This is a genomic window from Thiobacillus sp. (genome assembly GCF_030696885.1).
Taxonomy (GTDB): Bacteria; Pseudomonadota; Gammaproteobacteria; order Burkholderiales; family Thiobacillaceae; genus Thiobacillus.
The window spans coordinates 1-21,481 of sequence record NZ_JAUYRI010000009.1; the positions used below are offsets into that span (position 1 = coordinate 1).

The window sequence follows — 21,481 nt, forward strand, 5'->3', positions numbered from 1 at the left end:
ACAACGTGCGTGTGCCGGCCGAGAACCTGCTGGGTGGCGCGGCCTTCGAAGGCAGGGGCTTCATCTGCCTGATGGAGCAACTGCCCTGGGAGCGGCTGCAGATCGCCATCGGCGCGGTGGCAGCCGCCCAGGCCGCGATTGACTGGACCGTGGCCTACGTGAAGGAACGCAAGGTGTTTGGCCAGCCGGTGGCGGCCTACCAGAACACCCGCTACACCCTGGCCGAATTGCAGACCGAGGTGCAGGTGGCGCGGGTGTTTGTGGACAAGTGCTGCGAGCTGGTGGCCATCGACAAGCTCGACACCGCCACCGCCAGCATGGCCAAGTACTGGTGCTCGGACCTGCAGTGCAAGGTCATGGACGAATGTGTGCAGCTCTTCGGCGGCTACGGCTACATGTGGGAATACCCCATCACCCGGGCCTACGCCGATGCGCGTGTGCAGCGCATTTACGGCGGCACCAACGAGATCATGAAAGAGGTGATCACCCGTTCAATGGGCCTTGGCGTCCGTTGAGGTCTTGGTCTGTCCGCCGGCGGTTTTTGCGGTTGGCTGACCCGCTTGGGTGGGCGGTACCGCATCGAGCATGTAGCCCGCGCGCTGGGCCGCGTTGATGGGCGAAATCGCGCGCGGGGCGCGCTTGGTTGTGATGCGCGGGCCAGCGTGGATGGACGGGTGTTGCATGGCGTTTGTGCCCGGCGGGCAGCGTGGTTGCGAGGCTTTCATGCTAGGGCGGTGGCCCTGTTACCAGCGCGGCGCTTGCGCAAACCGGGTAAGCAATCGTTTCAGGCCGTGGGCGTGGTCACGCGGGTGGTCGGCGTTGCCGGTGTATCCAGCAGGCCCACATCGCCACTGAGCTGGCCACCTTCGGCGATGCTGAGCTTGCCGTAGCGCACCGTGCCCGTCACGCGGCCGGTGGGGTGGATGACCAGGCGATCGCGCACCGTGAGCGTGCCCTCGAAGTGGCCGTGGATCTCTGCGATGTCGATTTCGGCAGCGCCCTTGAAGCGCCCGGGCGGAGCGATTTCCATCACGCGCGAGTCCATGGTGGCTTCCACCGTGCCTTCGACGAACAGGGTGTCGCAGTCGGTGATCTCCACGCCTTTGAGGCGGATCAGCGGCCCGACCTTGAGCAGGCTGTCGGCGCCCGGGCGGGTGTTTTTGGACGGCTCAGCGGCAGGTGAGGCTTCGTTGGCTGCGGGGGGGCTTGGGGTGGATGCCATGGTCACGGGCACGGTGCGGCCGGTGGGTGTCGGAGGCATGGTGCGCGCCGCAGGCGTTTCGGGTTCGCGTTTGCCAAAAAAAGGGGATTGCAGTGCCATGGGGATGTGATCCTGGTGCTTGAGGGAGGGAACCCTCATGCTAGGCGCGCCCGCCACTTACATGTGATGCACCACCGCAAGACGCGTAAGCAATGATGTCGCGGCGGATTTAAATCGGCCGTGCTGAACCTGCCACATTCAATCAGCCGTGTTCAACCAGCCCAGGCGCCCCTGGCCCGATTCATTGAGCCGTTGCTGCAGCGTTGCCGCAGCGGATTCAGGCAGGCAGAAACGCAGCGTCACCAGGCTGGCGTGGTCAACCCCCAGCAGTGTGGCCCCGGCGGCGTCCAGCTCGCGGCGCACCAGGCCTTCCAGCGCGTAGGGCACACAACAGGCCAGGTGTTGCACGCGTTGCAGGGGGCGTTTGTCGGCGCCCAGCAGGGCCTGGGCCACGGCGTCGGTGTAGGCGCGCACCAGGCCGCCCGCGCCCAGCTTCACGCCGCCAAAGTAGCGCACCACCGTGGCCAACACACCGTCCAGGTCCTGGTGGCGCAACACCTCCAGCATGGGGCGCCCGGCGGTGCCACTGGGCTCGCCATCGTCCACCGCAGCCGACTGGCCACCGGCCAGCAAGGCCCAGCAGACGTGGGCCGCGCCCGGGTGCTGCGCGCGCAAGTCGGCCACGATGGCTTGCGCGGCCGCGCGGTCAGCCACCGGCGCCACACGGGCGATGAAGCGGCTTTTTTTGATGACAAGCTCGTGGTGGGCGGCAGAGGCCAGGGTGTGCGCCATGGCGACCGAGCTTACCCGAGCGCACCGCGCATCAGGCCGCCATGCGTTCCTCGGTGGGCAGTGCCTTGGCGTCGGCGTAGACGCCCATGATCTCGCGCACTTCGTCCAGGTGGTCGAGCAGGATGTCCACCAGCGCGGGGTCGAAATGGCGGCCCTTTTCGCTGATCAGCAGCTCCAGCACTTTCTCCAGCGGCCAGGCCTCTTTGTAGCAGCGGCGGTTGACCAGGGCGTCGAACACGTCGGCCACCGCCACGATGCGGCCGTAGATGTGGATGTTGTGGCCCAACAGCCCGTGCGGGTAGCCGCTGCCATCGAACTTCTCATGGTGCTGCGCGGCGATGATGGACGCCGCCTGCAGCATGGGCCGCTTGGAGCGGCCGAACACTTCCGAGCCAATCATGGCGTGGCGTTTCATCACCTCCCACTCGTGTTTGTCCAGCGGGCCGTTCTTGAGCAGCACGCTGTCGGGGATGGCGACCTTGCCCACGTCGTGCATGGGCGCGGCGCTGAACAGGATCTGGCACTCGGTTTCGTCCAGGCCGCTGTGTTGCCCCAACAGACGGGCAATGTGCGCCACGCGCCGCACGTGGTTGGCCGACTCCTTGGACCGCGTCTCCACCACATCGCCCAGGGTGTCGATGATCTCGGTCTGTGTGTCGTAGATTTCCTGATCGAGGTAGAGGTTGTCGAAGGCGATGGAGATGTTGCGCGAGAACAGTTCGATCAGGCGCAGGTCGATCTCCTCGGAGTGGTTCAGGTTGTCCAGGTAGATGAGGTTGGCGGTGCCGTTCTGGCTGGGGAAATAGCCCACGAAGGCGTCGCCATCGAGGAGGGTGCGGCGCTCGTTGAGCGCGCGCTCGACCCGTGTCAGCACATGGGGTGGCAGCTGTTCGAGCCTGAAATCGGCGCCCGCGCTGAGGCTGCCCAGGCGCCCGATGGCGGCCATCAGCTCCAGCGTGTCGCCCGAGCGCGACAGCGACAGCCCGTTGCTGCGCAGCACCAGCGATTCGGCATCGACATGGAACAGGCTGGCGATCTGGTGCAGCAGGCCGTTGGCAAACTGGCGCAGCGAGCGGATCTCGAACAGGTTCATGGACGCCTTGATGACCTGCTCCAGCCCGTCGCGGTAGCGCTCCACCTGCTGTTTGGCGGTGTTGAGGTCCAGCAGCGCCTTGTACTGCTTGAGGGCGGTGTAGGTGGTGGTGTAGAGCTTGTCGGCGTCGAGTGCGGTTTTCTCTTTGTAGTCGTTGATGTCGTATTGCACGATCACGTTGCGCTCGGGCGCCTGGCCGGGTTGGCCGGTGCGCAGCACGATGCGCACCAGCTGGTTGCCCAACTGGTTGCGCACATGGTCCACCACCTGCAGGCCGGCGTTGTCGGTTTCCATCACCACGTCCAGAAACACCAGTGCCACGTCGGGGTGCTGTTGCATCAGCTCGCACGCCTCGCGTCCCGAATAGGCGCTCATCAACTCCAGCCGGTGGCCGAGGAACTCACCGTCGCGCAGCGTCAGGCGGGTGATGGTGTGGACTTCCGGCTCGTCGTCAACGATCAGGACTTTCCAGGTCGGGCGGGGCGTTGCTGCGGGGTCGGTGGCTGACGTGGGTGCGGGCTTTTTGAACATGGTGGGCCTCTTGTGTTTTACGAAGCGGTGATGGCCGCGGTGGCGGGCCGGGAATCGGAGGGGGACGTGCGGGCGTCGGGCAGGACCTGCGACAGCGGCACCAGGATCAGGAAGCGGCTGCCCTGGCCGGGCGCACTGGTCACCTCGATGTGACCGTGCAGCTTGTGGGTCACGAGGTTGTAGAGGATGTGCATGCCCAGGCCGGTGCCGCCCTTGTCGCGCCCGGTGGTGAAGAAGGGCTCGAAGATGCGGTCGCGCACCTCGGGCGCCATGCCGGCCCCGTTGTCGGCAAACGCCAGCGCCAACTCGGTGGCGTCGGTGCGCACGGCAATCTGGATTTCGGCGCCGCTCTGGCCGGGCACAAAGGCGTAGCGCACGGTGTTGATCAGCAGGTTGGACAGGATCTGGGTCCAGATGCCCGGGTCGCTGCGCAGCATCAGGCCGGTCGGCGCATCGACCTGCACCCGCACCGGAATCTTGCGCAGCACGCTCTGGTGGGTGGTCAGCACCTCGTGCAGGTAGGCGGGGAAATCGAACACCCGCTCCTGCGCGTGGGTCTGGTTCACGGCCACAGCCTTGAAGCTGCGCACCAGTTCGGCGGTGCGTGTCAGGCTCACATGGATGGAGCGTGCCAGCGCGTTGCTGTCCTCCACAAACTGCTTGAAGTGGGTCTCTTCAAGCTCGCCGGCCTCGAAGCGCGTCTGCATGTTCTTGAGCAGGTACTGGAACTGGGAGATGCCGGTCAGGCCCAGTCCGACAGGCGTGTTGATCTCGTGCGCCACGCCCGCCACCAGGCCGCCGAGCGAGGCCATTTTTTCGGTCTCGATCAGTTGCCGCTGCGCTTCGCGCAACTGGTCCAGCGAAGCCTGCAGTTCGGAGCGGGCCAGCTCCAGGGCATGTTCCTTCTGCTCGCGGGTGCGGATCTCCTGGCGCAGCGCCGCGCGCTCGCCCTCCAGGGTGTCCATGGTCGAGCGCAGCGAGGCGGTGCGGTCGGTCACCTGCTGCTCCAGCTCTCGGTTGAAGCCGTCCAGCGTGGTCATGGTGCGCTGCATCTTGGCCAACAGGCCGTTGATGGCGGTCTGCAGGGTGTCGATTTCGTCGCCTGCGCGGTGGTTCACGGTCAGGGGCCTGAGCTCGCGCGATTCCGGGTCGAGCGCGGCGGCCTGTCGGGCCAGGGTGCGCAGCGGGCGCGTCAGGTAGCGGCGGAAGGCCAGCGTGATCAGGCCGATCAGCACGAGGGTTTTGAGCATGGACCCCAGCAGCGCCACCACCACCGTGGGCGTGAGCCGTTCCAGCACCGCGCGGCGCGATGTGAGCATTTCCACCGTGCCGAGCTTGACCGCGCGGTGGTCGATCTGGTGGCGCATGTCGAACTTCACCGACACCGGTTCGTCCAGGTAGCCCGTGCCCAGCTGGTAATAGGGTGAGTCGGCGCGGGCCAGCACCCGCTGCGACTCGTCCACCACCTCGACCCGACCGATGTGGGGCCATTCCACCATGCCGTCAACGGTGATCTGGATTTGTTCGGTGTCGAGGTTCCACGCGGCGAGGGTGAGCGGGTTGGAGAAGGTGCGCTCGGCCAGCTCCAGGCTGTCCTGAACCTTGCGTTTTTCCAACCGGAATTCAACCAGCATCTGCCCCAGGAACACCATCAAGGTGACCAGCAGATACACCGACAAGACCCGGCGCAGCAGACGCACCGAGATCGATTGCATGACGCGCTGTGGCATGCGTCCACCCTGATGTTTTTCGTTGTTCTAGGGCAGCGCTGTGGGCCACTGCCTCCCTTTGTCAAATAGTGTCCCCAAAAAACTTTAATTAGTCAAACAATGAAAAGACTCAAATATTGCAAAGCGATCAGATAGGTGCCGACAGGCGGGGCATACCTTGGTGCCACTACAGCCGTGGCGCCATTGCCATGCCGCTGGGTGCTTGGTATGGTCGCGTACCGAATGGGGCGGGCCTCCCGGGCCGCCTCTCAGCGAAGTCCAGGGAGAGCCATGAACCAAACGATGCCGTTTCGGCAGGGCCGCATGCTGGCCAGCGCGCTGGCGTTTGTGTGCCTGTTTCTCGCAAGCGCTCGGGCGGACGCGTCGTCCATGGGCGCTGCGGCCCCGGCGAAGGTGCCGCGCATCGATTTCGCCACCTACCTCATTCCGGTGCATGTGGAAAGCCCTCAGCAGGGCCTGTTCATCGAGCTCATGCGCGAGGTCGCCGCAGGCGCGCGATTCCAGAACTTCTCTATCGAGGTCATGCCCGCACCGCGTGCGCTGCGCAGCCTGATGACGGGCACCCACGACGCGGTGTTCCCGGCCCTCGACATTTTTTTCGAACCCGGTCAGCCGGTGGTGCGCACCGCAGAAACCATCGACTGCAAAGAGGACTTCGTCTTCACCGCCCGCGGTGCGCCGCTGCTGCGAAGCCTCGCCGACCTGCGCGGCAAGGTGGTCGGCATCACCCACGGCTACCCGTACTCGCGCGAGGTCATGGCCGCCAGCGGCCACACGCTGGAGGTGGCGGTGTCGGACGAGCTCAACATCCGCAAGCTCGTGGCCGGGCGCATCGACGCCTTCGTGCTCGACGAAAAAACCGGCATCCAGGCGGCCAAGGCGCTGGGTCTGAGCGACGCCATCCAGTACGACAGCCTGGCACCGGTGTCGCGGCAGGACGTTTACGTGGCCTTCCAGCCCAACGAGCGCGGGCGCGAACTCGCTGGTCGCACCTCCGAGGCGCTGCGGCAGCTCAAGGCCAGTGGCCGCTACCAGGCCATCACCCACGGCATCACCTTTGCGCGGGGGTGTTCGGGGCGCTGAGGGCGCGGTCGTGTGCGGGTGTTTTACAGTGCGGCCTCGGGCGGGCCACGGTGGCGCCGCTTGCCACCGGAAAAGCCATGCCCCAATCCGCCCCCGCTGATCACCCAAACTTGCCCGCCCGCACCCTGGTGGTGCTGGGCACCGGCGGCACCATTGCCGGCCGCGCCAGCGCCGTTGGCGACAACGTGGGCTACACCGCTGGCGAAGTCGGCGTGGGCCACTTGCTGGCCGGCGTGCAAGGCATGGCCGCGCAGCTGCACACCTTGTCGGGATGGGTGTTCGAGGCCGAACAGGTGGCCCAGGTGGACAGCAAGGACATGGGCCCCGCCGTCTGGCGCAGCCTGCTGGCGCGTGTGGCGCATCACCTGGTCCGGCCTGAGGTGGCGGGCCTTGTGGTCACCCACGGCACCGATACCCTGGAAGAAACCGCCTGGCTGCTGCAGGCGGTGCTGGCGCCGGCCAAACCGGTGGTGATGGCCTGCGCCATGCGCCCGGCCACCGCCCTGGTGCCCGACGGCCCGCAGAACCTCATGGACGCCTTGTGTGTGGCGGCCACGCCCGGCGCGCGCGGTGTGGTGGCCGTGTGTGCCGGCCAGGTGCACCAGGCGGGCCATGTGCAGAAGGTGCACACCTACCGGCTCGACGCCTTCGACTCGGGCGACGCCGGTCCGCTGGGCTGTGTGGAAGAAGGCCGCCTTCGCGCATGGCAGCCTTGGCCCGAGGGCACGGCCGACCGCCCGTTGTTTCAGAGGCTGCTTGCCACCACCGCCTGGCCGCGCGTGGAACTGATCACCAGCCACGCCGGTGCCGACGGTGCCGTGGTGCGGGCGCTGCTGGCTGCCTCCCTGCCCAGCGCGCCGTTGCGTGGCCTGGTGGTGGCGGGTACCGGCAACGGCACCTTGCACGCCGACCTGTTGACCGCGCTGGCCGATGCGCAGGCTGCCGGGGTGGTGGTACGGCGCGGCACGCGCTGCGCCTATGGCCAGGTGGTGCCCGGGCCCCACGACGCGCTGGCCGACACCGGCGGCCTGTCACCGGTCAAGGCGCGCCTGGCCCTGGTGCTCGAACTGCTGGCCGCCGACCCGTGCTGACCGCGCTCGGCTCCCACCCCTGGGCCTACCCCATGCTGGAGGTGGTGCACCTGTTTGGCATCGCGCTGCTGCTGGGCAACCTGGTGTTGCTGGAACTTCGCGTGTTCGGCCTGGGCCCCACCTTGCCGGTGGACGCGTTGGCCCGCCTGAGCCAGACCCTGGCGGGCCTGGGGTTTGTGCTGGCCGCCGTGTCGGGGCTGACGATGTTTGGCACCATGCCCGGGGAACTGTTGGCCAACCGCGTGTTCACAGCCAAGATGGCCCTGATCCTGCTGGCGGGCTGCAACGCGGGCTTGTTTCATGCGCGCGATTCGCTGCGCAAGCTCGATGCCACGGCGCGCGGCCTGATGGTCGTGTCCACCGTGATCTGGCTGCTGGTGCTGACCTGCGGCCGCTGGATTGGCTACACATGACGAAGGAGAAAACCATGTTCAGACGCGATGTGTTGCGCACCGGGGGTGCGCTGGGGCTGATGTTTGGCGTGCCTGCCGCCTGGGCCCACCACGGCTGGAGCAGCTTCGACCAGGGCCGGCCCATCTATCTGGCCGGCCGCGCGGCCGAGGTGAAATGGCGCAACCCGCACGTGGAACTGGCGCTGGAGCTCCAGGCGCCGCTGGCCTTGCCGGCCGATCTGGGCCAGCGCAGCGTGCCCGCACAGGTGGCCCAGGTTGATGGCCGCGCCTTGCTGGCCAAGGCGGTGCTGCCCACCCGGCGCGACCGCCGCTGGGAGATCGAGCTTGCGCCGCTGTCGCGCGTGGGCCAATGGCAGGTGCCCGAGATCCAGTCCGGCGCCGAGCTGGCCCTGGTGGGGTTCACCTTCACTGGCGAACAAGGCGCTGCTGTGCTGCGCGCGGAGTACCTGTTTCTGGGCGGCAAGACCTACGGCATGCGCTCCGGCCCGGCATGAAAAAACCCGGCGCTTGGGCCGGGTTGTCTGTGATGCCTGCAGGGGCAGCGCGTTTCAGCGTGACAGGGCCTCGAACGCGCGCGCCGTGATGTCTTCCACCGAGCCGGTGCCGCTGATCTGGCGGTACTTGGGTGCAGCGGCCGGGTCTTTGGCGGCCCACTGGCTGTAGTAATCCACCAAAGGCCGGGTCTGGGCGCTGTAGACGTCCAGGCGGGTCTTGACCGTGGCTTCCTTGTCGTCGTCGCGCTGAATCAGCGGCTCGCCGGTCACGTCGTCCTGGCCTTCGACCTTGGGCGGGTTGAACTTCACGTGGTAGGTGCGGCCCGAAGCCGGGTGCGAGCGGCGACCGCTCATGCGCTCGATGATGGCGTCGAAAGGCACGTCGATTTCCAGCACGTAGTCCAGCTTGACGCCAGCGTCCTTCATGGCGTCGGCTTGCGGGATGGTGCGCGGGAAACCGTCGAACAGAAAACCCTTGGCGCAATCGGGCTGGGTGATGCGTTCCTTGACCAGGCCGATGATGATGTCGTCGCTGACCAACGCGCCCGAGTCCATCACGGCCTTGGCCTGCAGGCCCAGCGGCGTGCCGGCCTTGACGGCGGCGCGCAGCATGTCGCCCGTGGAGATCTGGGGAATGCCGTACTTCTGGCAAATGAAGGTGGCCTGGGTGCCTTTGCCGGCGCCCGGTGCGCCCAACAAGATCAGTCTCATTGCTTTCCTTTGTGAAAGTTTCAAAAATGCGGCCCGCGTCTCCAGAGGCCTGAACCCCCGGGGGGATCAACTTTTCGAGGATAGCATGGGCATGCCTGCGGGGCGCTTACAGCGCCGGCCGGCGCTCAGCCAGGTGCGGCCATCAGCGCACGCACCCGCGCCAGGTCTTCGGGCGTGTCCACGCCGGGGCCGGGGGCGCTGTCGGTCACGTGCACCGCGATCCGGTGGCCATGCCACAACACGCGCAACTGCTCCAGCGACTCAGTTTGTTCAATGGGTGCGGGCTCCAATGTGGGAAATTGCCGCAAAAAGCCAGCGCGATAGCCGTAGATGCCCACATGGCGCAGCGGCGCGGGCGAAGGCAGGGCGTTCAGACCCTGTTGCCAGGCGTCGGCCATGCCGTCGCGCCACCAGGCGATGGGTGCGCGGCTGAAGTACAGGGCCGTGCCCTGGCGGTCCAGCACCACCTTGACCACATTGGGGTTGGCAAACTCGGCCGCGCTGTGCAGCGCGTGGGCGGCGGTGGACATCACGCAGTCGGCGCGTTGCGCCAGCGCGGCGGCCACGGCATTGACCAGTTCGGGGTCCATCAGCGGCTCGTCGCCCTGCACGTTGACCACGGTGGCGCTGTCGGGCAGGCCCAGCAGGTCGCAGGCCTCGGCCAGCCGGTCGCTGCCGCTGGGGTGGTCGGCGCGGGTCATCACGGCGCGCACCCCGTGTTGAGCGCAGGCGTCGAGCACGGCGGCGCTGTCGGTGGCCACCACCACCTGGGCGGCGTGCGAGCCCGCGGCGCGGCGCGCCACATGCACGACCATGGGCAGGCCGGCGATGTCGGCCAGCGGTTTGTCGGGCAGGCGGGTGGAAGCCAGGCGTGCCGGGATCAGCACGGTGAAGCTCACGCTTCCAGCTCCTCGTCGCTCAGCGTGCGGGCCTCGTTTTCCAGCAGGATGGGGATGCCGTCGCGCACCGGGTAGGCCAGGCGCGCGCTGCGCGAGACCAGCTCTTGCTTCTCGCGGTCGTAGGTCAGCGGGCCCTTGGTCACGGGGCACACCAGCAGTTCAAGGAGTTTGGGGTCCATGGCGGGATGATAGCCGGGCGTCCAGCGCGTGGAAGAAGGCGGGTTCGGGTGTCAGCATCAGCGGCACGGCCAGCACCTGAGGCGAGGTGCCGGTCAGCAGTGGCCAGAGTTTGACGGCGTCCTTTTCGGTGCACAACACGGTGGCGCCGGGCGGGCATTGGGCCAACAGGTCTGGCCACAGTGCCGCCAGGTCGGCATGGTCGGGCAGCGGCCATGCGTGCGCCAGGCGCAGGCCGCGTTCGGCCAGCATGTCAAAAAACACCTCGGGTCGGGCGATGCCAGCCAGCGCACACAGCGGCGCCGCGTTGTTGGCCAGCTCGGCCAGTGGCGTCGCGCGGCCCTGCGCGTTCACCGCTTCGTCGGCCAGCGCCCGCCGGGCCACAAACCCGGGGAAAAACGGTGGCGCGGGCTGCCGCTGCTGGTGCAGCACCAGGGCGGGTGCATCGCTGCGGCGCGGCCAGGGCTCGCGAAGCAGGCCGGCAGGCAGGCACCAGCCGTTGCCCAGGCCCCGGTCGTCGAACACCACCACCTCCAGGTCGCGCGCCAGCGCCAGGTGCTGCAGGCCATCGTCGCAGACGATCACGTCGACGGCGGGGTGGGCTTTCAACAAGGCCAGGCCGGCGGTGGCCCGCTGTTTGGCCACCCACACCGGCACGCCGGTGGCGCGCTGGATCAGCAGGGGTTCGTCGCCGGTGTCGGCCGGATCGCTGCTGGCGCCGACGGCAAGCACCCCATCCTGCTGCCGCCCATGGCCGCGCGAGACCACGCCGGGGTGCCAGCCCTGGGCCAGCAGGTGGCGCACCACGGCGATGGTGGTGGGGGTTTTGCCGGCGCCGCCCACCACCACGTTGCCCACCACCACCACCGGCACCGGCAGGCGGGTGGCGCGGCGCCAACCCCAGGCGAACAACAGGCGCCGTGCGGCGAACAGCGCGCGGTACACCAGACTGAGCGGGTAGAGCAGCCGCGTCAGCGGGCCGCGCGCCAGCCAGGCCTGGCGCAGCGCGCTTTCGGTGGCAGCGTTCACAGTGGGTGTGGGTGTTGGCCGCGGTCAGCGACCGGTGGCCGAGCTCTGGGTGGCAAAGGTGATCTGTGCCAGGCCGCTGCGCCGCGCGGCGTCCATCACGTTGATCACCGACTGGTGGCTGGCGGTGGCGTCGGCGCTGATGATCACCACGGTGTCGGGTTTGCCATCCGCGGCGGCCTGCAGGGCAGCGGCCAGGCCGTCCACGCTGGTGTTGTCCAGGCCTTTGCGGTCCACCGCGTAGCGGCCATCGCGCCCCACCGCCACCACAATTTCGCGTGGCTGCTGGCGCTGCGCCTCGGCATCGGCCACCGGCAGGCGCACCTGCAGCTCGGTGAATTTGCTGTAGGTGGTGGTCAGCATCAGGAAGATCAGCACCACCAGCAGCACGTCGATGAACGGGATCAGGTTGATCTCGGGCTCATCGCTGCCAAGGCGGGCCTGCGAGCGGAAGTTCATGCCGACCTCCGCAACCCCAGCAGGTGCCGCACCAGTGCCTCGGCCGAGAGCTCGAACTGCAGCAGGTAGGCATCCACCCGGGCGCGGAAGTAGCGCCAGAAGATCAGCGCGGGGATGGCCACGATGAGGCCGAAGGCGGTGTTGTAGAGCGCGATCGAGATGCCGTGGGCCAGCTGCGCCGGGTTGCCGCCGCCGGGCACCAGGCCGCCGTCAGCGCCCTGCGAGCCGAAGATTTCAATCATGCCGATGACCGTGCCCAGCAGGCCCAGCAGCGGCGCGGCCGAGGCGATGGTGGCCAGCGCGCCCAGGTAACGCTGCAGCTTGGCCGCGGCCTGGCGGCCGGCGCTCTCCAATTGGGCGCGCAGGTCGTCTTCGCTCAGGCGGGGGTTGCCCTGCAGGGCGCGAAAGCCGCTGGCCAGCACCTCGCCCAGCAGCGAGTTCTGCTCCAGCTGGTTCACCACCTCGGCGCCCGGCAGGCCGTTGCGCGACACCATGATGGCTTCGTCCAGCAGTTTGGCCGGCGCGATCTTGGCGGTTTTGAGCGAGAGGAAACGTTCAATGACCAGCGCCAGGCCCAGCACGGAGCAGGCAATCAGGGGCCAGATGGGCCAGCCGGCGGCTTGTATGATGTTCAGCAATGCGGGCTCCAGAGCGTGAGGGCAAGCAGGAATGTCAGCGATTATGGCCCACCCCACGGCCCTGTCTGACGCTTGCCCCCGGACGCGCCGGCGCACCGCTGGTCGCCCTTCCACTCATCCACCGATTCTGTGGATAACTTTGTGAAGAACTGTCCCTACATGGCCCGCCAGCCCTGATGCTGCGCGGCGCCGATCAGAATGAACGTTTTGTTGGCAGTGGAAAACGCTTTGAAATCAACATCTTGGCCACCTTGCCCTGGGCACATGCCGGTGTGGCCTGGCATGGCCAGCAATGGCGCCGTGTGTGGACAGCTTTCGGCCGGAGAGCCGCATGAATGAAGGCTTTCGCGCGGAAATGCCCGCTGGCGGGGCCCGCGTGTGGCAGGTTGGCGCCCTGGTGCGCGCCATTGCTGACACCTTGCAGGCGCGTTTCAACCCGGCCGCGGTGCGGGGCGAAATCTCGGGCTTCTCGCGCGCAGCCAGCGGGCATTGCTACTTTTCGCTGAAGGACGCGCAGGGCCAGATCCGCTGCGCCATGTTCCGCCGCGCCGCGCAGGGGGTGGACTTCAACCCGGCCGAGGGCGACCTGGTGGAGGTCTCAGGCCGGCTCGACGTCTATGGCCCGCGCGGCGACCTGCAACTGATCGTGGAGAGCTTGCGCCGCGCCGGCCAGGGGGCCTTGTTCGAGCAGTTTCTCCGTCTTAAGGCGCAGCTGGAGGCCGAGGGCTGCTTTGATGAAGCACACAAACGCCCGCTGCCGCCGCTGCCCGCGTCCATAGCTGTGGTCACCTCGCTGGGCGCGGCGGCACTGCGCGACGTGGCCACCGCCTTGGCCCGGCGCGTGCCCCACCTGCCGGTGGCGCTGTTTCCGGCAGCGGTGCAGGGCGCGCAGGCACCGGCCGAGCTGTGTGCGGCGCTGGAGGCGGCCTACCGCCAACATGCCGCCACAGGCCAGCCCGCGGTGCTGCTGCTGGTGCGCGGCGGTGGTTCGCTGGAAGACCTCTGGGCCTTCAACGACCCGGCCGTGGTGCGAGCCGTCGCCCGCGCGCCCATGCCGGTGGTGTGTGGCGTCGGCCACGAAACCGATTTCACCCTGTGCGACTTCGCGGCCGACCTGCGCGCCCCCACGCCCACCGCCGCCGCCGAGCTGTGTGCGCCGGCGCGCGCCGATCTGCTGGCCGTGCTCGACCTGCTGGAAGGGCGCCTGCAGCGTGCGGCACACGACGGCCTGGACCTGCGCGCGCAACAGCTCGACCGCCTGGGCCAGCGGCTGGGTCGCCCCTCCGGCCGGTTGACCCAGAGCCAGCGGCAACTGCAGCTGCTGCAGGGTCGGCTGGAACGGCTGGTGCACCTGGGCGCCGAGCGCCAGCGCCAAAGCCTGCAACGCCTGAGCGAGCGCCTGCCCCTCGGCGTGGGGCGGCAGCTGGTGGCCAGCCGCCAGCGGCTCGACCACGTGGGCCAGTCGCTGGCGTTGCTCGACCCCGCCCTGGTGCTGCAGCGCGGCTACGCCTGGCTCACCGACGACGCCGGCCAGGCCATCACCCGGGTGGCCCAGGCAGCGCCTGGCCAGGCCGTGCGTGCCGTGCTGGCCGATGGCGAACTGGACCTGACCGTGGAGCGATTGACCACAGGGCACTGAGGTCATGCGCTCTGCCTACAATGCGTTTTTTGCGACCACCACAACACGAGAGGATCACCCGATGGAACACACCCTGCCCGCACTGCCCTACGCGATCGACGCCCTGGCCCCGCATTACTCCCAGGAAACCCTGGAGTTCCACCATGGCAAGCACCACAACGCCTACGTGGTCAACCTCAACAACCTGCAAAAGGGCACCGAGTTTGAAGGCATGGACCTGGAGTCCATCGTCAAGAAGTCCAGCGGCAGCATCTACAACAACTCGGTCCAGATCTGGAACCACACCTTCTTCTGGAACTGCATGAAGCCCAACGGTGGGGGTGAACCGTCTGGCGCGCTGGCCGCAGCCATCAACGCCAAGTTCGGCAGCTACGCCGCCTTCAAGGAAGCCTTCGTCAAGAGCGCCGTGGGCAACTTCGGTTCGGGCTGGACCTGGCTGGTGAAGAAGGCCGACGGTTCGGTGGACATCGTCAACATGGGCGCCGCCGGCACCCCGCTGACCACCGGCGACAAAGCGCTGCTGTGCATCGACGTGTGGGAGCACGCCTACTACATCGACTATCGCAACGCGCGTCCCAAGTTCGTCGAGACCTTCCTCGACAAGCTGGTGAACTGGAAGTTTGCGGAAGCGAATTTCGCTTGATCCCTTCCACGCTGAGTAGATCAGATTGATCAAAAGAGGCCGCAGTTCTGCGGCCTCTTTTATTTCCTGCCGGCAGTTGTACCTGAGCAGGCAAGTGGGGTCGACCCCGAGCGGTTCGCCCCGGGTCGTTGTGGCAAAGAACGCAGGCATAATCCAGGACGCCGCCCCCGGAGTCCAGTCGCGATGAAGCCTGACAAAGTCGAACGTGATCATGTACGTCAGTTGGAGACATGCCGAATGTCGGTCCAGCCTTGGCACAGGACCTCGAACGCATCGGCATCCACGCGCCGGATCAGCTTGCCGACATACTCATCTTCATCACACGCTTCATGAATGAAGTGTCATTTACCCGTATCGTTGTCCTGACATCGCTCGCCATGATTGCATTCGCGGGCAATTCGCTGCTGTGCCGTGTCGCGCTGAAGGACACCGGCATCGACGCAGCGAGCTTCACGACCATCCGGCTGGTCTCCGGCGCGGTCATGCTGTGGCTGATCGTGCGAATGAGTCGTGGTGGACGATCCGGCAGCGGCAACTGGTCATCGGCCTTTGCACTGTTTGCCTATGCGGCGTGCTTTTCTTTTGCGTACGTGAGCCTGCCCGCGGCAACCGGTGCACTGCTGCTTTTTGGCGCGGTCCAGGCAACGATGATTGGCCATGGGATCTGGGCAGGTGAACGCTTGCGAAAAATGCAGTTCGTCGGGCTTGTGCTGGCCCTCGGAGGACTGGTTGCCCTGTTGCTGCCGGGCCTTTCTGCGCCGCCTCTTGCCGCTTCCCTGTTGATGCTGGGCGCAGGGATCGCTTGGGGGGTTTATTCCTTGCGCGGGAAGGGCGGGGGTGATCCCACCCGGGTGACGGCGGGGAATTTCCTGCGCGCGGTTCCCATCGCGGCAGCATTGAGCCTGTTGCTGCATCAAGACGCCGCTCTGGACAGCGCCGGATTCTGGTACGCGCTTGCATCGGGCGCGCTGGCTTCCGGAATCGGCTACGCCATTTGGTACACGGCATTACCCGCGTTGAAATCGGCCCATGCCGCGACCGTTCAACTCAGCGTTCCGGTCATTGCCGCCTTGGGGGGCGTCGTCCTTCTGGGCGAGCTTCTTACTCTGCGCCTGGTATTGGCGTCCGTAGCCATACTCGGTGGCATTGCGCTGGTCATTCTGGAGAAACAAAGGGCGCCAGATGTCCAACAAGCGACCCAAGCCGACACCACTTCGTTGCGGGGCTGAGCTTGCACGGTGGTGATGCTGTTGCAGGCAGGCCAATGGGCAGGTGTCTTGATTTCAATCGGAGCCCGGGCTGGAGTCCGCCAGCCTCAGGATCCCCAGATAGCCATCCCGCGCCATGGCCTTTGCCTCGTCCAGAAGGGGGGCATCTGTTTCGGCCACCTCTTCACCTGCGGCCTCGGCATCCAGCAGGCCCAGCAACTGCGTCCAGAGGGTGCGCTGGTTCGCCACGGTCTTCGGCGCGGCGAGTCCCTGCTGGCGCAGTTCGGCGGCGCGGCTGACGAGGCGGAATTTCGCGGCTTCGAGTTGCGGCGGCAGCGGCAGCGACAGGTCGAACGCGATATCGAAGCGATAGGGTGCATCTCTAGGAGCATCAGCATGCGGGGGCGGACGCCAGGACAGTTCGTCGGGGCCGGGCGCGATGTGGTCGGGGTCGAGCGGGAATTTGTGGAAGCCCCATTTGGCGCCCATCCAGCATTCGAGCAACACGCGGTCGTCGTCGACCGTGCACAGTTCGCCGCCGGGCGCGGCGAGTTCGGCGTCGCCGGGCAGCGGGCCGTAGGCGCGCGGATCCTGCTTCCACTTTGAAAAATCGCGATTCGGCGGGGCGCCGTAGTCAGCCTCGAGCGCACGCCAGATCACGATGAAGGCCTGGTAGTCGCGCCGGTAGTCGGGGTTGCGGCGCAGGAATTCCCAGGCCCACTGGTCGCGCGAAAGGGTGGCGCAGTGGGCGTAGGGATCGGCCATCATGGTCAGATCGGCAGGAACACCATGCTGGCGACGTTGACGACGCCGAAGCGGATCGCGCGGTTGCTCTTGTCCTCGATGATCTTTGCCAGCGTGTCCTGGATGCCGATCAGCTTGCCGAATTCGCGCTCGAAGCTGAGGTTGGCGACGCTGTTGCCGTCGATGCCGTTGGAGAGCAGCACGGGATCACCCTGCGGATTTTTAGCGCTGGAGAGTTTCCATACCACGGCCTCGGTGTTGCGCGCGGCGTTGTACAGCTTCTGCGCGTCCACTTCGGTCAGCAGATAGAACTCGGATTTGTGGTCGAAGGCCGCCATGTGCATAACCAGGAGGCCGCTCATCAGGGCCTTCACCCGGTCGCCGGCGAAGTCGGCACGCCAGGGCTCGAGCAGCACGGTTTCCCAGGGCAGGTTTTTCTGTGGCGCCAGATGCCAGTGGTCGAGCGGCTTGAATACGGCGGCGGCGGCTTCGTTGGCGCTGGCAAAGCCGGATTTGCGCCACTCGTTGGGATTGCGGCGATAGAGCTTGAGGGTGAGCGTCTTCAGGATTGCGATGACTTCCTGCTGGTGGATTTCGATCACCGTGTCGACATCGCCCTTGGCCAGCTCCTTCATGCTGAAGCTGCGTACGCTGCTGCTGCCGTCCTTGCGCGCTATCGGTTGGCCGCTGCAGGCAGCGAGCAGCGCAGCGGTCAACAGGCAGGCGAGCAGGGCGGAGGCGCGATTCACGAAGAGCAGCTTACCTCAATCTTCCTCGCCCAGTCAGGCGGTTCGGCCGCGTAGGATTCAAATTCCGGCTGTTCGTCGAATGGATGCATCAGCAGCGCGTGCAGGCGGTTCACCTCGCCGTAGTCGCGCTCGTCCGCGGCGCGGCGGATCGCGATTTCGGCCAGATGGTTGCGTAGGATGTACTTGGGATTGACCGCGCGCATCGCCGCAGCGCGTTCGGCGTCATTGGAACCCTGCTGGCGCAGTGCGGCGGCGTAGCGCGCGGCCCAGGCGTCGAAGGCCGCGCGGTCGAGGACGAGGTCGCGCAGCGGCGCGTTGAGCGCGCCTTCGCGGCTGTCGAAGTCGCACAGCCGGCGCAGGAAGATCGTGTAGTCGACGTGGTTCTGCGCCATCAGCTGCAGTGCATCCATGATGAGGCCGGACGCCTCGCTGCCGGGAGGCAGGCCGAACTTGGCGGCCATGCGCTCGAGATACGATTTGCCGAACACCTGCGGATATTCGCCAATCGCCTGCGACGCGGTTTCCACCGACATCAGCGGCACCAGCGTCTGCGCCAGCTTGGTGAGGTTCCACGCCGCCACGTCGGGCTGCTGATCGAAGGCGTAGCGGCCGCCGGTGTCGGAATGGTTGCAGACGTAGCCGGGATCCAAGGCGTCGAGGAAGCCGAACGGGCCGTAGTCGAGCGTGAGGCCGAGGATCGACATGTTGTCGGTGTTCATCACGCCGTGCGAGAAACCGACCGCCTGCCAGTGCGCCATCAGCTCAGCGGTGCGTAGCGCAACCTGGCGCAGGAATTCCGGGTAGGGGTCGGCGAGGGTTTTCAGGTCCGGGTAGTAGCGCGCAATGACGTAGTCGGCCAGCTGCTTGATCGGCTCGATCTGGTTGCGGTAGTAAAAAACTTCAAATGAGCCGAAGCGCACGAAACTCGGCGCCAGGCGCGTCACCAGCGCGGCGGTCTCTTCATCTTCACGGTAGACCGGGCGGTCGCTGCCGACGATGCACAAGGCGCGCGTGGTGGGGATGCCGAGCGCGTGCATCGCTTCCGAGCACAAAAACTCGCGGATGCTCGAGCGCAGCACCGCACGGCCGTCGCCGCCGCGCGAGTAGGGGGTGCGTCCGGCCCCCTTCAACTGGACTTCCCAGCCTTGGCCCGCGGCATTCTTCACTTCGCCCAGCAGGATCGCGCGGCCGTCGCCGAGCTGGGGCACGTAATGACCGAACTGGTGGCCGGCATAGAGCGCGGCGATCGCGTCCATACCTGGCAGCAGCTGGTTGCCGGCCAGCGTCTCGATCAGTTCCGGGCGCGTCATTTCGCCCTCGTCGAGGTCGAGCAAGGCCAGCGCTTCCGGGCTGTAGCAGACCAGATAAGGATCGGGAACGGGGGTCGGGCAGACGCGCGAGTAATAGGCTTCGGGCAGGCGCGCGAAGCCGTTGTCGAAGACGAGCGATTCAAGTGTGGCCATGGGCCGATTTTAAGGCCTTGTAAGGTTTCAACGACCCGCCCGACTTCAGGGTTACCCCTCAACAACGGAACCCGCCATGAATCGTCTATCCCCTTGCATTGCACGCGGACTTCACACCCTGGACCTGGGCGGCGCCTGGATCGGCCTGCTCGGCATCCGCCTGCTGCTGGCATATGAATTCGGCATCGCCGGCCTGGAAAAGCTGCGCGGCGAAAACTGGTTCGCCGACATCCAGGGCGACTTCCCGTTTCCGTTCAGCATCGTGCCGGTCGAGCTCAGCTGGTTTCTGGCGACCTGGACCGAGCTGATCAGTGCTGCGGCGCTGGTGATCGGTCTGGGCACGCGTTTCTGGGCGGTGTCGCTCTTGATTCTGGACATCGTCGCCTGGGCGTCGGTGCATGGCGCCAATGGCTACAACGTCTGCGACAACGGCTACAAATTGCCGCTGATCTATGCGCTGATGCTGCTGCCGCTGGTGTTGTCGGGGCCGGGCCGTCTGTCGATCGACCACTGGATTCGCACCCGCTTCGGGCGTGTTTGAACAAGCCGGCGTTTAGCCGTAGAGCTGGACCGCGAAGCCGTCGTGTTCCCACGCGGCTTTGAGCGTCCAGCCGGCGATTTGCGCCAGCGCGCTGAATTCGTCGCCGCGGAACTTGTAGGAATGCTCGGTGTGCAGCGTTTCGCCCAGCGCGAAGTGAACGCGTTGTCCCGCGATGTGGATGTCCTGTTCGGCGAGGCTCACCAGATGCATTTCGATACGGCCGGCGACCGGGTTGTAGAACGCGTAATGCCGGAAGCGGGTCAGGTCGAAATCGGCGCCCAGTTCGCGGTTCAGCCGTGCCAGCAGATTGAGATTGAAAGCGGCGGTGACACCGGCTGCATCGTTGTAGGCCGCATGCAGCCGCTGCGGATCCTTCTTGAGGTCGAAGCCGATCAGCAGCTGGCCTTGTGCACTGGCCAGTTGGCGAAAGCGCGCGAGCAGCGCGCTGGCTTCGTCGGGCGCAAAATTGCCGATGCTGGAGCCGGGGTAGTAGACGAGCCGACGGCCGGCTGGCAGATAAGGGGTGGCGGCTTCGAGGTCGTGGATGAAGTCCATGCCCAACGCGGTGACGGCAAGCGCCGGGTAGTCGCGGGAGAGCGGTTCCGCCGCCGCCGCCAGCGGCGCGCCTGCAATGTCCATCACGACGAGATTTGCCGGGTGCAGCGTGTCGAGCAGGCGGCGCACCTTCACGCAGTCGCCTGCGCCCGGCTCGATGATGCAGTCCACCGGGCCGAGGGCGGCGGCGATGTCGGGCAGGTGGGCGGCCATCAAGGATTGTTCGGTGCGGCACAGCACGTATTCGGGCTGCGCACAGATCGCCTCGAACAGGCGGCAGCCTGCCTCATCGTAGAAATACTTGGGCGGAATGGATTTGGGGCTGGCTGCCAGCCCCGTCAGCACGTCGTCGCGCAGATCGTCGCGATCGACGGAAAGGTCGGTGTACGCGAACCCCACTCAGGCCACGATCGTCACGTCATTGCCGGCCTGCAGCCGGCCGATTTCCGTCGCCTGCGCAAAGCCGTGGCGGTGGAAGGCGTCCAGCACCGCGTCCCGCGATTCGGACGTGCAGCTCACCAGCAGGCCGCCGCTGGTTTGCGGGTCGGTCAGCAGTGCACGTTGCCAGTCGGCGATGCCGGGCAGACGGGCTTCGCTCCCGTAGCTCGCCCAGTTGCGCTCGCTGGCGCCGGTGATGTGGCCCGCCTGCGCCAGGGCCGCCACGCCCGGCAGCAGGGGCAGGTGGGCGAGATCGACCTGCGCGGCCACGTTCGAGGCACGGGTGATTTCGAGCAGATGGCCGAGCAGGCCGAAGCCGGTGATGTCGGTCATCGCATGCACGCCGTCGATCGCGGCCAGATCGGCGCCGGGCGTATTGAGCTGGGTGGTGGCGGCGATCATCGCCGCATACTGGTCCGGGCTCAGCAGGCCTTTTTTCAGCGCCGCGCTGTAGATGCCCACGCCCAGCGGCTTGCCGAGGATGAGGTGGTCGCCGGCCTCGCCGCCGCTGTTCTGCTTGACGCGGCGCGGATCGACCACGCCGATGCCGACGAGGCCGTAGATCGGTTCCGGCGCGTCGATCGAATGGCCGCCGGCGATGGGTATGCCGGCGGCCTTGCAGACCGATTCGCCGCCGGCGAGGATCTGCCGGATGACGCTGTTGGGCAGCTTGCCGATCGGCATGCCGACGATGGCCAGCGCGAACAGCGGCTGCCCGCCCATGGCGTAGACGTCGGACAGCGCGTTGGTCGCGGCGATGCGGCCGAATTCGAACGGGTCATCGACGATGGGCATGAAGAAATCGGTGGTCGCGACGATCGCCTGCGTCTCGTTGAGCTTGTACACCGCGGCGTCGTCGCCGTGCTCGATGCCGACTAGCAGATCGGGAAACGCGGCGGAAACATGCGAGGCGAAGGGCGTGTCGGACAGGATGTCGCGCAGCACCGAGGGGGCGATCTTGCAGCCACAGCCGCCGCCGTGGGAGAACTGGGTCAGGCGGATGGGTGCGTCGAGTTGGGGATCGTTCATGGTCCGGATTCGTCTATTGGAGTGGGCGCCTGCAGCGTGAAAAATGCGGGTTAACGCGCGCTGGTTACTTGGGC

The 21,481-nt window shown here is 66.7% G+C and carries 25 protein-coding genes; 9 read left to right on the top strand and 16 right to left on the bottom strand.

Going from position 1 to position 21,481, the window contains the following annotated elements:
• On the top strand, positions 1–515 hold a 515-nt coding region (locus Q8R61_RS03710; RefSeq protein ID WP_305534346.1), incomplete at its 5' end, for an acyl-CoA dehydrogenase family protein.
• Here the strand turns inward: Q8R61_RS03710 and Q8R61_RS03715 are convergent.
• The 5 genes from Q8R61_RS03715 to Q8R61_RS03735 form a co-directional block, all read right to left on the bottom strand.
• Positions 492–683: a hypothetical protein gene (locus tag Q8R61_RS03715; protein WP_305534348.1), complete on the bottom strand. Its 192-nt coding sequence runs from the start codon at positions 681–683 to the stop codon at positions 492–494. The two genes, Q8R61_RS03710 and Q8R61_RS03715, sit on opposite strands and share 24 nt — an antisense overlap.
• 101 nt (positions 684–784) lie before the next feature.
• Complete coding sequence (locus Q8R61_RS03720; RefSeq protein ID WP_305534350.1) at positions 785–1,321, bottom strand: polymer-forming cytoskeletal protein; 537 nt, start codon at positions 1,319–1,321, stop codon at positions 785–787.
• Positions 1,322–1,459: 138 nt separating this feature from the next.
• The gene (locus Q8R61_RS03725; protein WP_305534353.1) at positions 1,460–2,053 is read right to left on the bottom strand and encodes a YigZ family protein; all 594 of its coding nucleotides are present in this window, start codon (positions 2,051–2,053) and stop codon (positions 1,460–1,462) included.
• Between the two features lie 31 nt (positions 2,054–2,084).
• The gene (locus Q8R61_RS03730; protein ID WP_305534355.1) at positions 2,085–3,677 is read right to left on the bottom strand and encodes a DUF3369 domain-containing protein; all 1,593 of its coding nucleotides are present in this window, start codon (positions 3,675–3,677) and stop codon (positions 2,085–2,087) included.
• 17 nt (positions 3,678–3,694) lie between these two features.
• Positions 3,695–5,407: an ATP-binding protein gene (locus Q8R61_RS03735; RefSeq protein ID WP_305534357.1), complete on the bottom strand. Its 1,713-nt coding sequence runs from the start codon at positions 5,405–5,407 to the stop codon at positions 3,695–3,697.
• Positions 5,408–5,677: 270 nt separating this feature from the next.
• Here Q8R61_RS03735 and Q8R61_RS03740 point away from each other — a divergent pair, with 270 nt between their 5' ends.
• The 4 genes from Q8R61_RS03740 to Q8R61_RS03755 all read left to right on the top strand — a co-directional run bounded on the left by Q8R61_RS03740 (position 5,678) and on the right by Q8R61_RS03755 (position 8,488).
• Entirely contained in the window at positions 5,678–6,490 is an 813-nt protein-coding gene (locus tag Q8R61_RS03740; RefSeq protein WP_305534359.1) for an ABC transporter substrate-binding protein, read from the top strand.
• A 77-nt stretch (positions 6,491–6,567) separates the two neighbouring features.
• Positions 6,568–7,581: an asparaginase gene (locus Q8R61_RS03745; protein ID WP_305534361.1), complete on the top strand. Its 1,014-nt coding sequence runs from the start codon at positions 6,568–6,570 to the stop codon at positions 7,579–7,581.
• Complete coding sequence (locus tag Q8R61_RS03750) at positions 7,575–7,994, top strand: DUF6644 family protein (RefSeq protein ID WP_305534363.1); 420 nt, start codon at positions 7,575–7,577, stop codon at positions 7,992–7,994. The genes Q8R61_RS03745 and Q8R61_RS03750 overlap by 7 nt, the downstream gene beginning before the upstream one ends.
• Positions 7,995–8,008: 14 nt before the next feature.
• On the top strand, positions 8,009–8,488 hold the full coding sequence (locus Q8R61_RS03755; RefSeq protein WP_305534365.1) for a DUF6152 family protein: 480 nt from the start codon (positions 8,009–8,011) through the stop codon (positions 8,486–8,488).
• A gap of 54 nt (positions 8,489–8,542) precedes the next feature.
• Here the strand turns inward: Q8R61_RS03755 and adk are convergent, their stop codons facing one another.
• The 6 genes from adk to Q8R61_RS03785 all read right to left on the bottom strand — a co-directional run bounded on the left by adk (position 8,543) and on the right by Q8R61_RS03785 (position 12,398).
• On the bottom strand, positions 8,543–9,199 hold the full coding sequence (gene adk / locus Q8R61_RS03760; protein ID WP_305534367.1) for an adenylate kinase: 657 nt from the start codon (positions 9,197–9,199) through the stop codon (positions 8,543–8,545).
• 125 nt (positions 9,200–9,324) lie between these two features.
• Positions 9,325–10,098: a 3-deoxy-manno-octulosonate cytidylyltransferase gene (kdsB, locus tag Q8R61_RS03765; protein ID WP_305534369.1), complete on the bottom strand. Its 774-nt coding sequence runs from the start codon at positions 10,096–10,098 to the stop codon at positions 9,325–9,327.
• Positions 10,095–10,277: a Trm112 family protein gene (locus Q8R61_RS03770; RefSeq protein WP_305534371.1), complete on the bottom strand. Its 183-nt coding sequence runs from the start codon at positions 10,275–10,277 to the stop codon at positions 10,095–10,097. Before Q8R61_RS03770 ends, kdsB begins: the two co-directional genes overlap by 4 nt.
• Positions 10,258–11,304 (bottom strand): tetraacyldisaccharide 4'-kinase, encoded by a 1,047-nt coding sequence (lpxK, locus tag Q8R61_RS03775; RefSeq protein WP_305534373.1) that lies wholly within the window; start codon positions 11,302–11,304, stop codon positions 10,258–10,260. The genes Q8R61_RS03770 and lpxK overlap by 20 nt, the downstream gene beginning before the upstream one ends.
• Positions 11,305–11,328: 24 nt before the next feature.
• Entirely contained in the window at positions 11,329–11,760 is a 432-nt protein-coding gene (locus tag Q8R61_RS03780) for a biopolymer transporter ExbD (protein WP_305534375.1), read from the bottom strand.
• Complete coding sequence (locus tag Q8R61_RS03785) at positions 11,757–12,398, bottom strand: MotA/TolQ/ExbB proton channel family protein (RefSeq protein ID WP_305534377.1); 642 nt, start codon at positions 12,396–12,398, stop codon at positions 11,757–11,759. The genes Q8R61_RS03780 and Q8R61_RS03785 overlap by 4 nt, the downstream gene beginning before the upstream one ends.
• Before the next feature lie 331 nt (positions 12,399–12,729).
• Between Q8R61_RS03785 and xseA the strand changes: the two genes are divergently transcribed.
• From xseA to Q8R61_RS03800, 3 genes are all read left to right on the top strand, one after another.
• The gene (gene xseA / locus Q8R61_RS03790; protein ID WP_305534379.1) at positions 12,730–14,037 is read left to right on the top strand and encodes an exodeoxyribonuclease VII large subunit; all 1,308 of its coding nucleotides are present in this window, start codon (positions 12,730–12,732) and stop codon (positions 14,035–14,037) included.
• Positions 14,038–14,098: 61 nt separating this feature from the next.
• Positions 14,099–14,680, top strand: coding sequence for a superoxide dismutase (locus Q8R61_RS03795; RefSeq protein ID WP_305534381.1), 582 nt, complete (start codon positions 14,099–14,101; stop codon positions 14,678–14,680).
• Between the two features lie 329 nt (positions 14,681–15,009).
• Positions 15,010–15,909, top strand: a complete 900-nt coding sequence (locus Q8R61_RS03800; RefSeq protein ID WP_305534705.1) for a DMT family transporter — start codon at positions 15,010–15,012, stop codon at positions 15,907–15,909.
• Positions 15,910–15,963: 54 nt separating this feature from the next.
• Here the strand turns inward: Q8R61_RS03800 and Q8R61_RS03805 are convergent, their stop codons facing one another.
• Genes Q8R61_RS03805 through Q8R61_RS03815 form a run of 3 tightly spaced genes read right to left on the bottom strand, consistent with a single transcriptional unit; the run spans position 15,964 to position 18,844 of the window.
• Positions 15,964–16,656, bottom strand: coding sequence for a transcriptional regulator domain-containing protein (locus tag Q8R61_RS03805; protein ID WP_305534383.1), 693 nt, complete (start codon positions 16,654–16,656; stop codon positions 15,964–15,966).
• 2 nt (positions 16,657–16,658) lie between these two features.
• The gene (locus Q8R61_RS03810; RefSeq protein WP_305534385.1) at positions 16,659–17,381 is read right to left on the bottom strand and encodes a hypothetical protein; all 723 of its coding nucleotides are present in this window, start codon (positions 17,379–17,381) and stop codon (positions 16,659–16,661) included.
• Positions 17,378–18,844 (bottom strand): YdiU family protein, encoded by a 1,467-nt coding sequence (locus Q8R61_RS03815; RefSeq protein ID WP_305534387.1) that lies wholly within the window; start codon positions 18,842–18,844, stop codon positions 17,378–17,380. Before Q8R61_RS03815 ends, Q8R61_RS03810 begins: the two co-directional genes overlap by 4 nt.
• Positions 18,845–18,920: 76 nt before the next feature.
• On the opposite strand from Q8R61_RS03815, the gene Q8R61_RS03820 reads away from it, so the two are divergent.
• Positions 18,921–19,385, top strand: a complete 465-nt coding sequence (locus Q8R61_RS03820; RefSeq protein WP_305534390.1) for a DoxX family protein — start codon at positions 18,921–18,923, stop codon at positions 19,383–19,385.
• A 12-nt stretch (positions 19,386–19,397) separates the two neighbouring features.
• Here the strand turns inward: Q8R61_RS03820 and egtD are convergent, their stop codons facing one another.
• Together egtD and selD are read right to left on the bottom strand one after the other, a co-directional pair.
• Positions 19,398–20,339 carry an L-histidine N(alpha)-methyltransferase gene (gene egtD / locus Q8R61_RS03825; protein WP_305534392.1) on the bottom strand — a complete coding sequence of 314 codons (942 nt, stop codon included), beginning with the start codon at positions 20,337–20,339 and terminating at the stop codon, positions 19,398–19,400.
• On the bottom strand, positions 20,340–21,407 hold the full coding sequence (gene selD, locus Q8R61_RS03830) for a selenide, water dikinase SelD (RefSeq protein ID WP_305534394.1): 1,068 nt from the start codon (positions 21,405–21,407) through the stop codon (positions 20,340–20,342).
• Positions 21,408–21,481 lie beyond the last annotated feature (74 nt).

Excerpts from the sequence above, each read along its gene's own strand:
- Q8R61_RS03715 (WP_305534348.1), bottom strand. The coding sequence starts at position 683 with ATGCAACACCCGTCCATCCACGCTGGCCCGCGCATCACAACCAAGCGC.
- Q8R61_RS03720 (WP_305534350.1), bottom strand. The coding sequence starts at position 1,321 with ATGGCACTGCAATCCCCTTTTTTTGGCAAACGCGAACCCGAAACGCCT.
- Q8R61_RS03725 (WP_305534353.1), bottom strand. The coding sequence starts at position 2,053 with ATGGCGCACACCCTGGCCTCTGCCGCCCACCACGAGCTTGTCATCAAA.
- Q8R61_RS03730 (WP_305534355.1), bottom strand. The coding sequence starts at position 3,677 with ATGTTCAAAAAGCCCGCACCCACGTCAGCCACCGACCCCGCAGCAACG.
- Q8R61_RS03735 (WP_305534357.1), bottom strand. The coding sequence starts at position 5,407 with ATGCCACAGCGCGTCATGCAATCGATCTCGGTGCGTCTGCTGCGCCGG.
- Q8R61_RS03740 (WP_305534359.1), top strand. The coding sequence starts at position 5,678 with ATGAACCAAACGATGCCGTTTCGGCAGGGCCGCATGCTGGCCAGCGCG.
- Q8R61_RS03745 (WP_305534361.1), top strand. The coding sequence starts at position 6,568 with ATGCCCCAATCCGCCCCCGCTGATCACCCAAACTTGCCCGCCCGCACC.
- Q8R61_RS03755 (WP_305534365.1), top strand. The coding sequence starts at position 8,009 with ATGTTCAGACGCGATGTGTTGCGCACCGGGGGTGCGCTGGGGCTGATG.
- adk (WP_305534367.1), bottom strand. The coding sequence starts at position 9,199 with ATGAGACTGATCTTGTTGGGCGCACCGGGCGCCGGCAAAGGCACCCAG.
- Q8R61_RS03770 (WP_305534371.1), bottom strand. The coding sequence starts at position 10,277 with ATGGACCCCAAACTCCTTGAACTGCTGGTGTGCCCCGTGACCAAGGGC.
- Q8R61_RS03780 (WP_305534375.1), bottom strand. The coding sequence starts at position 11,760 with ATGAACTTCCGCTCGCAGGCCCGCCTTGGCAGCGATGAGCCCGAGATC.
- xseA (WP_305534379.1), top strand. The coding sequence starts at position 12,730 with ATGAATGAAGGCTTTCGCGCGGAAATGCCCGCTGGCGGGGCCCGCGTG.
- Q8R61_RS03795 (WP_305534381.1), top strand. The coding sequence starts at position 14,099 with ATGGAACACACCCTGCCCGCACTGCCCTACGCGATCGACGCCCTGGCC.
- Q8R61_RS03800 (WP_305534705.1), top strand. The coding sequence starts at position 15,010 with ATGAATGAAGTGTCATTTACCCGTATCGTTGTCCTGACATCGCTCGCC.
- Q8R61_RS03805 (WP_305534383.1), bottom strand. The coding sequence starts at position 16,656 with ATGATGGCCGATCCCTACGCCCACTGCGCCACCCTTTCGCGCGACCAG.
- Q8R61_RS03815 (WP_305534387.1), bottom strand. The coding sequence starts at position 18,844 with ATGGCCACACTTGAATCGCTCGTCTTCGACAACGGCTTCGCGCGCCTG.
- Q8R61_RS03820 (WP_305534390.1), top strand. The coding sequence starts at position 18,921 with ATGAATCGTCTATCCCCTTGCATTGCACGCGGACTTCACACCCTGGAC.
- selD (WP_305534394.1), bottom strand. The coding sequence starts at position 21,407 with ATGAACGATCCCCAACTCGACGCACCCATCCGCCTGACCCAGTTCTCC.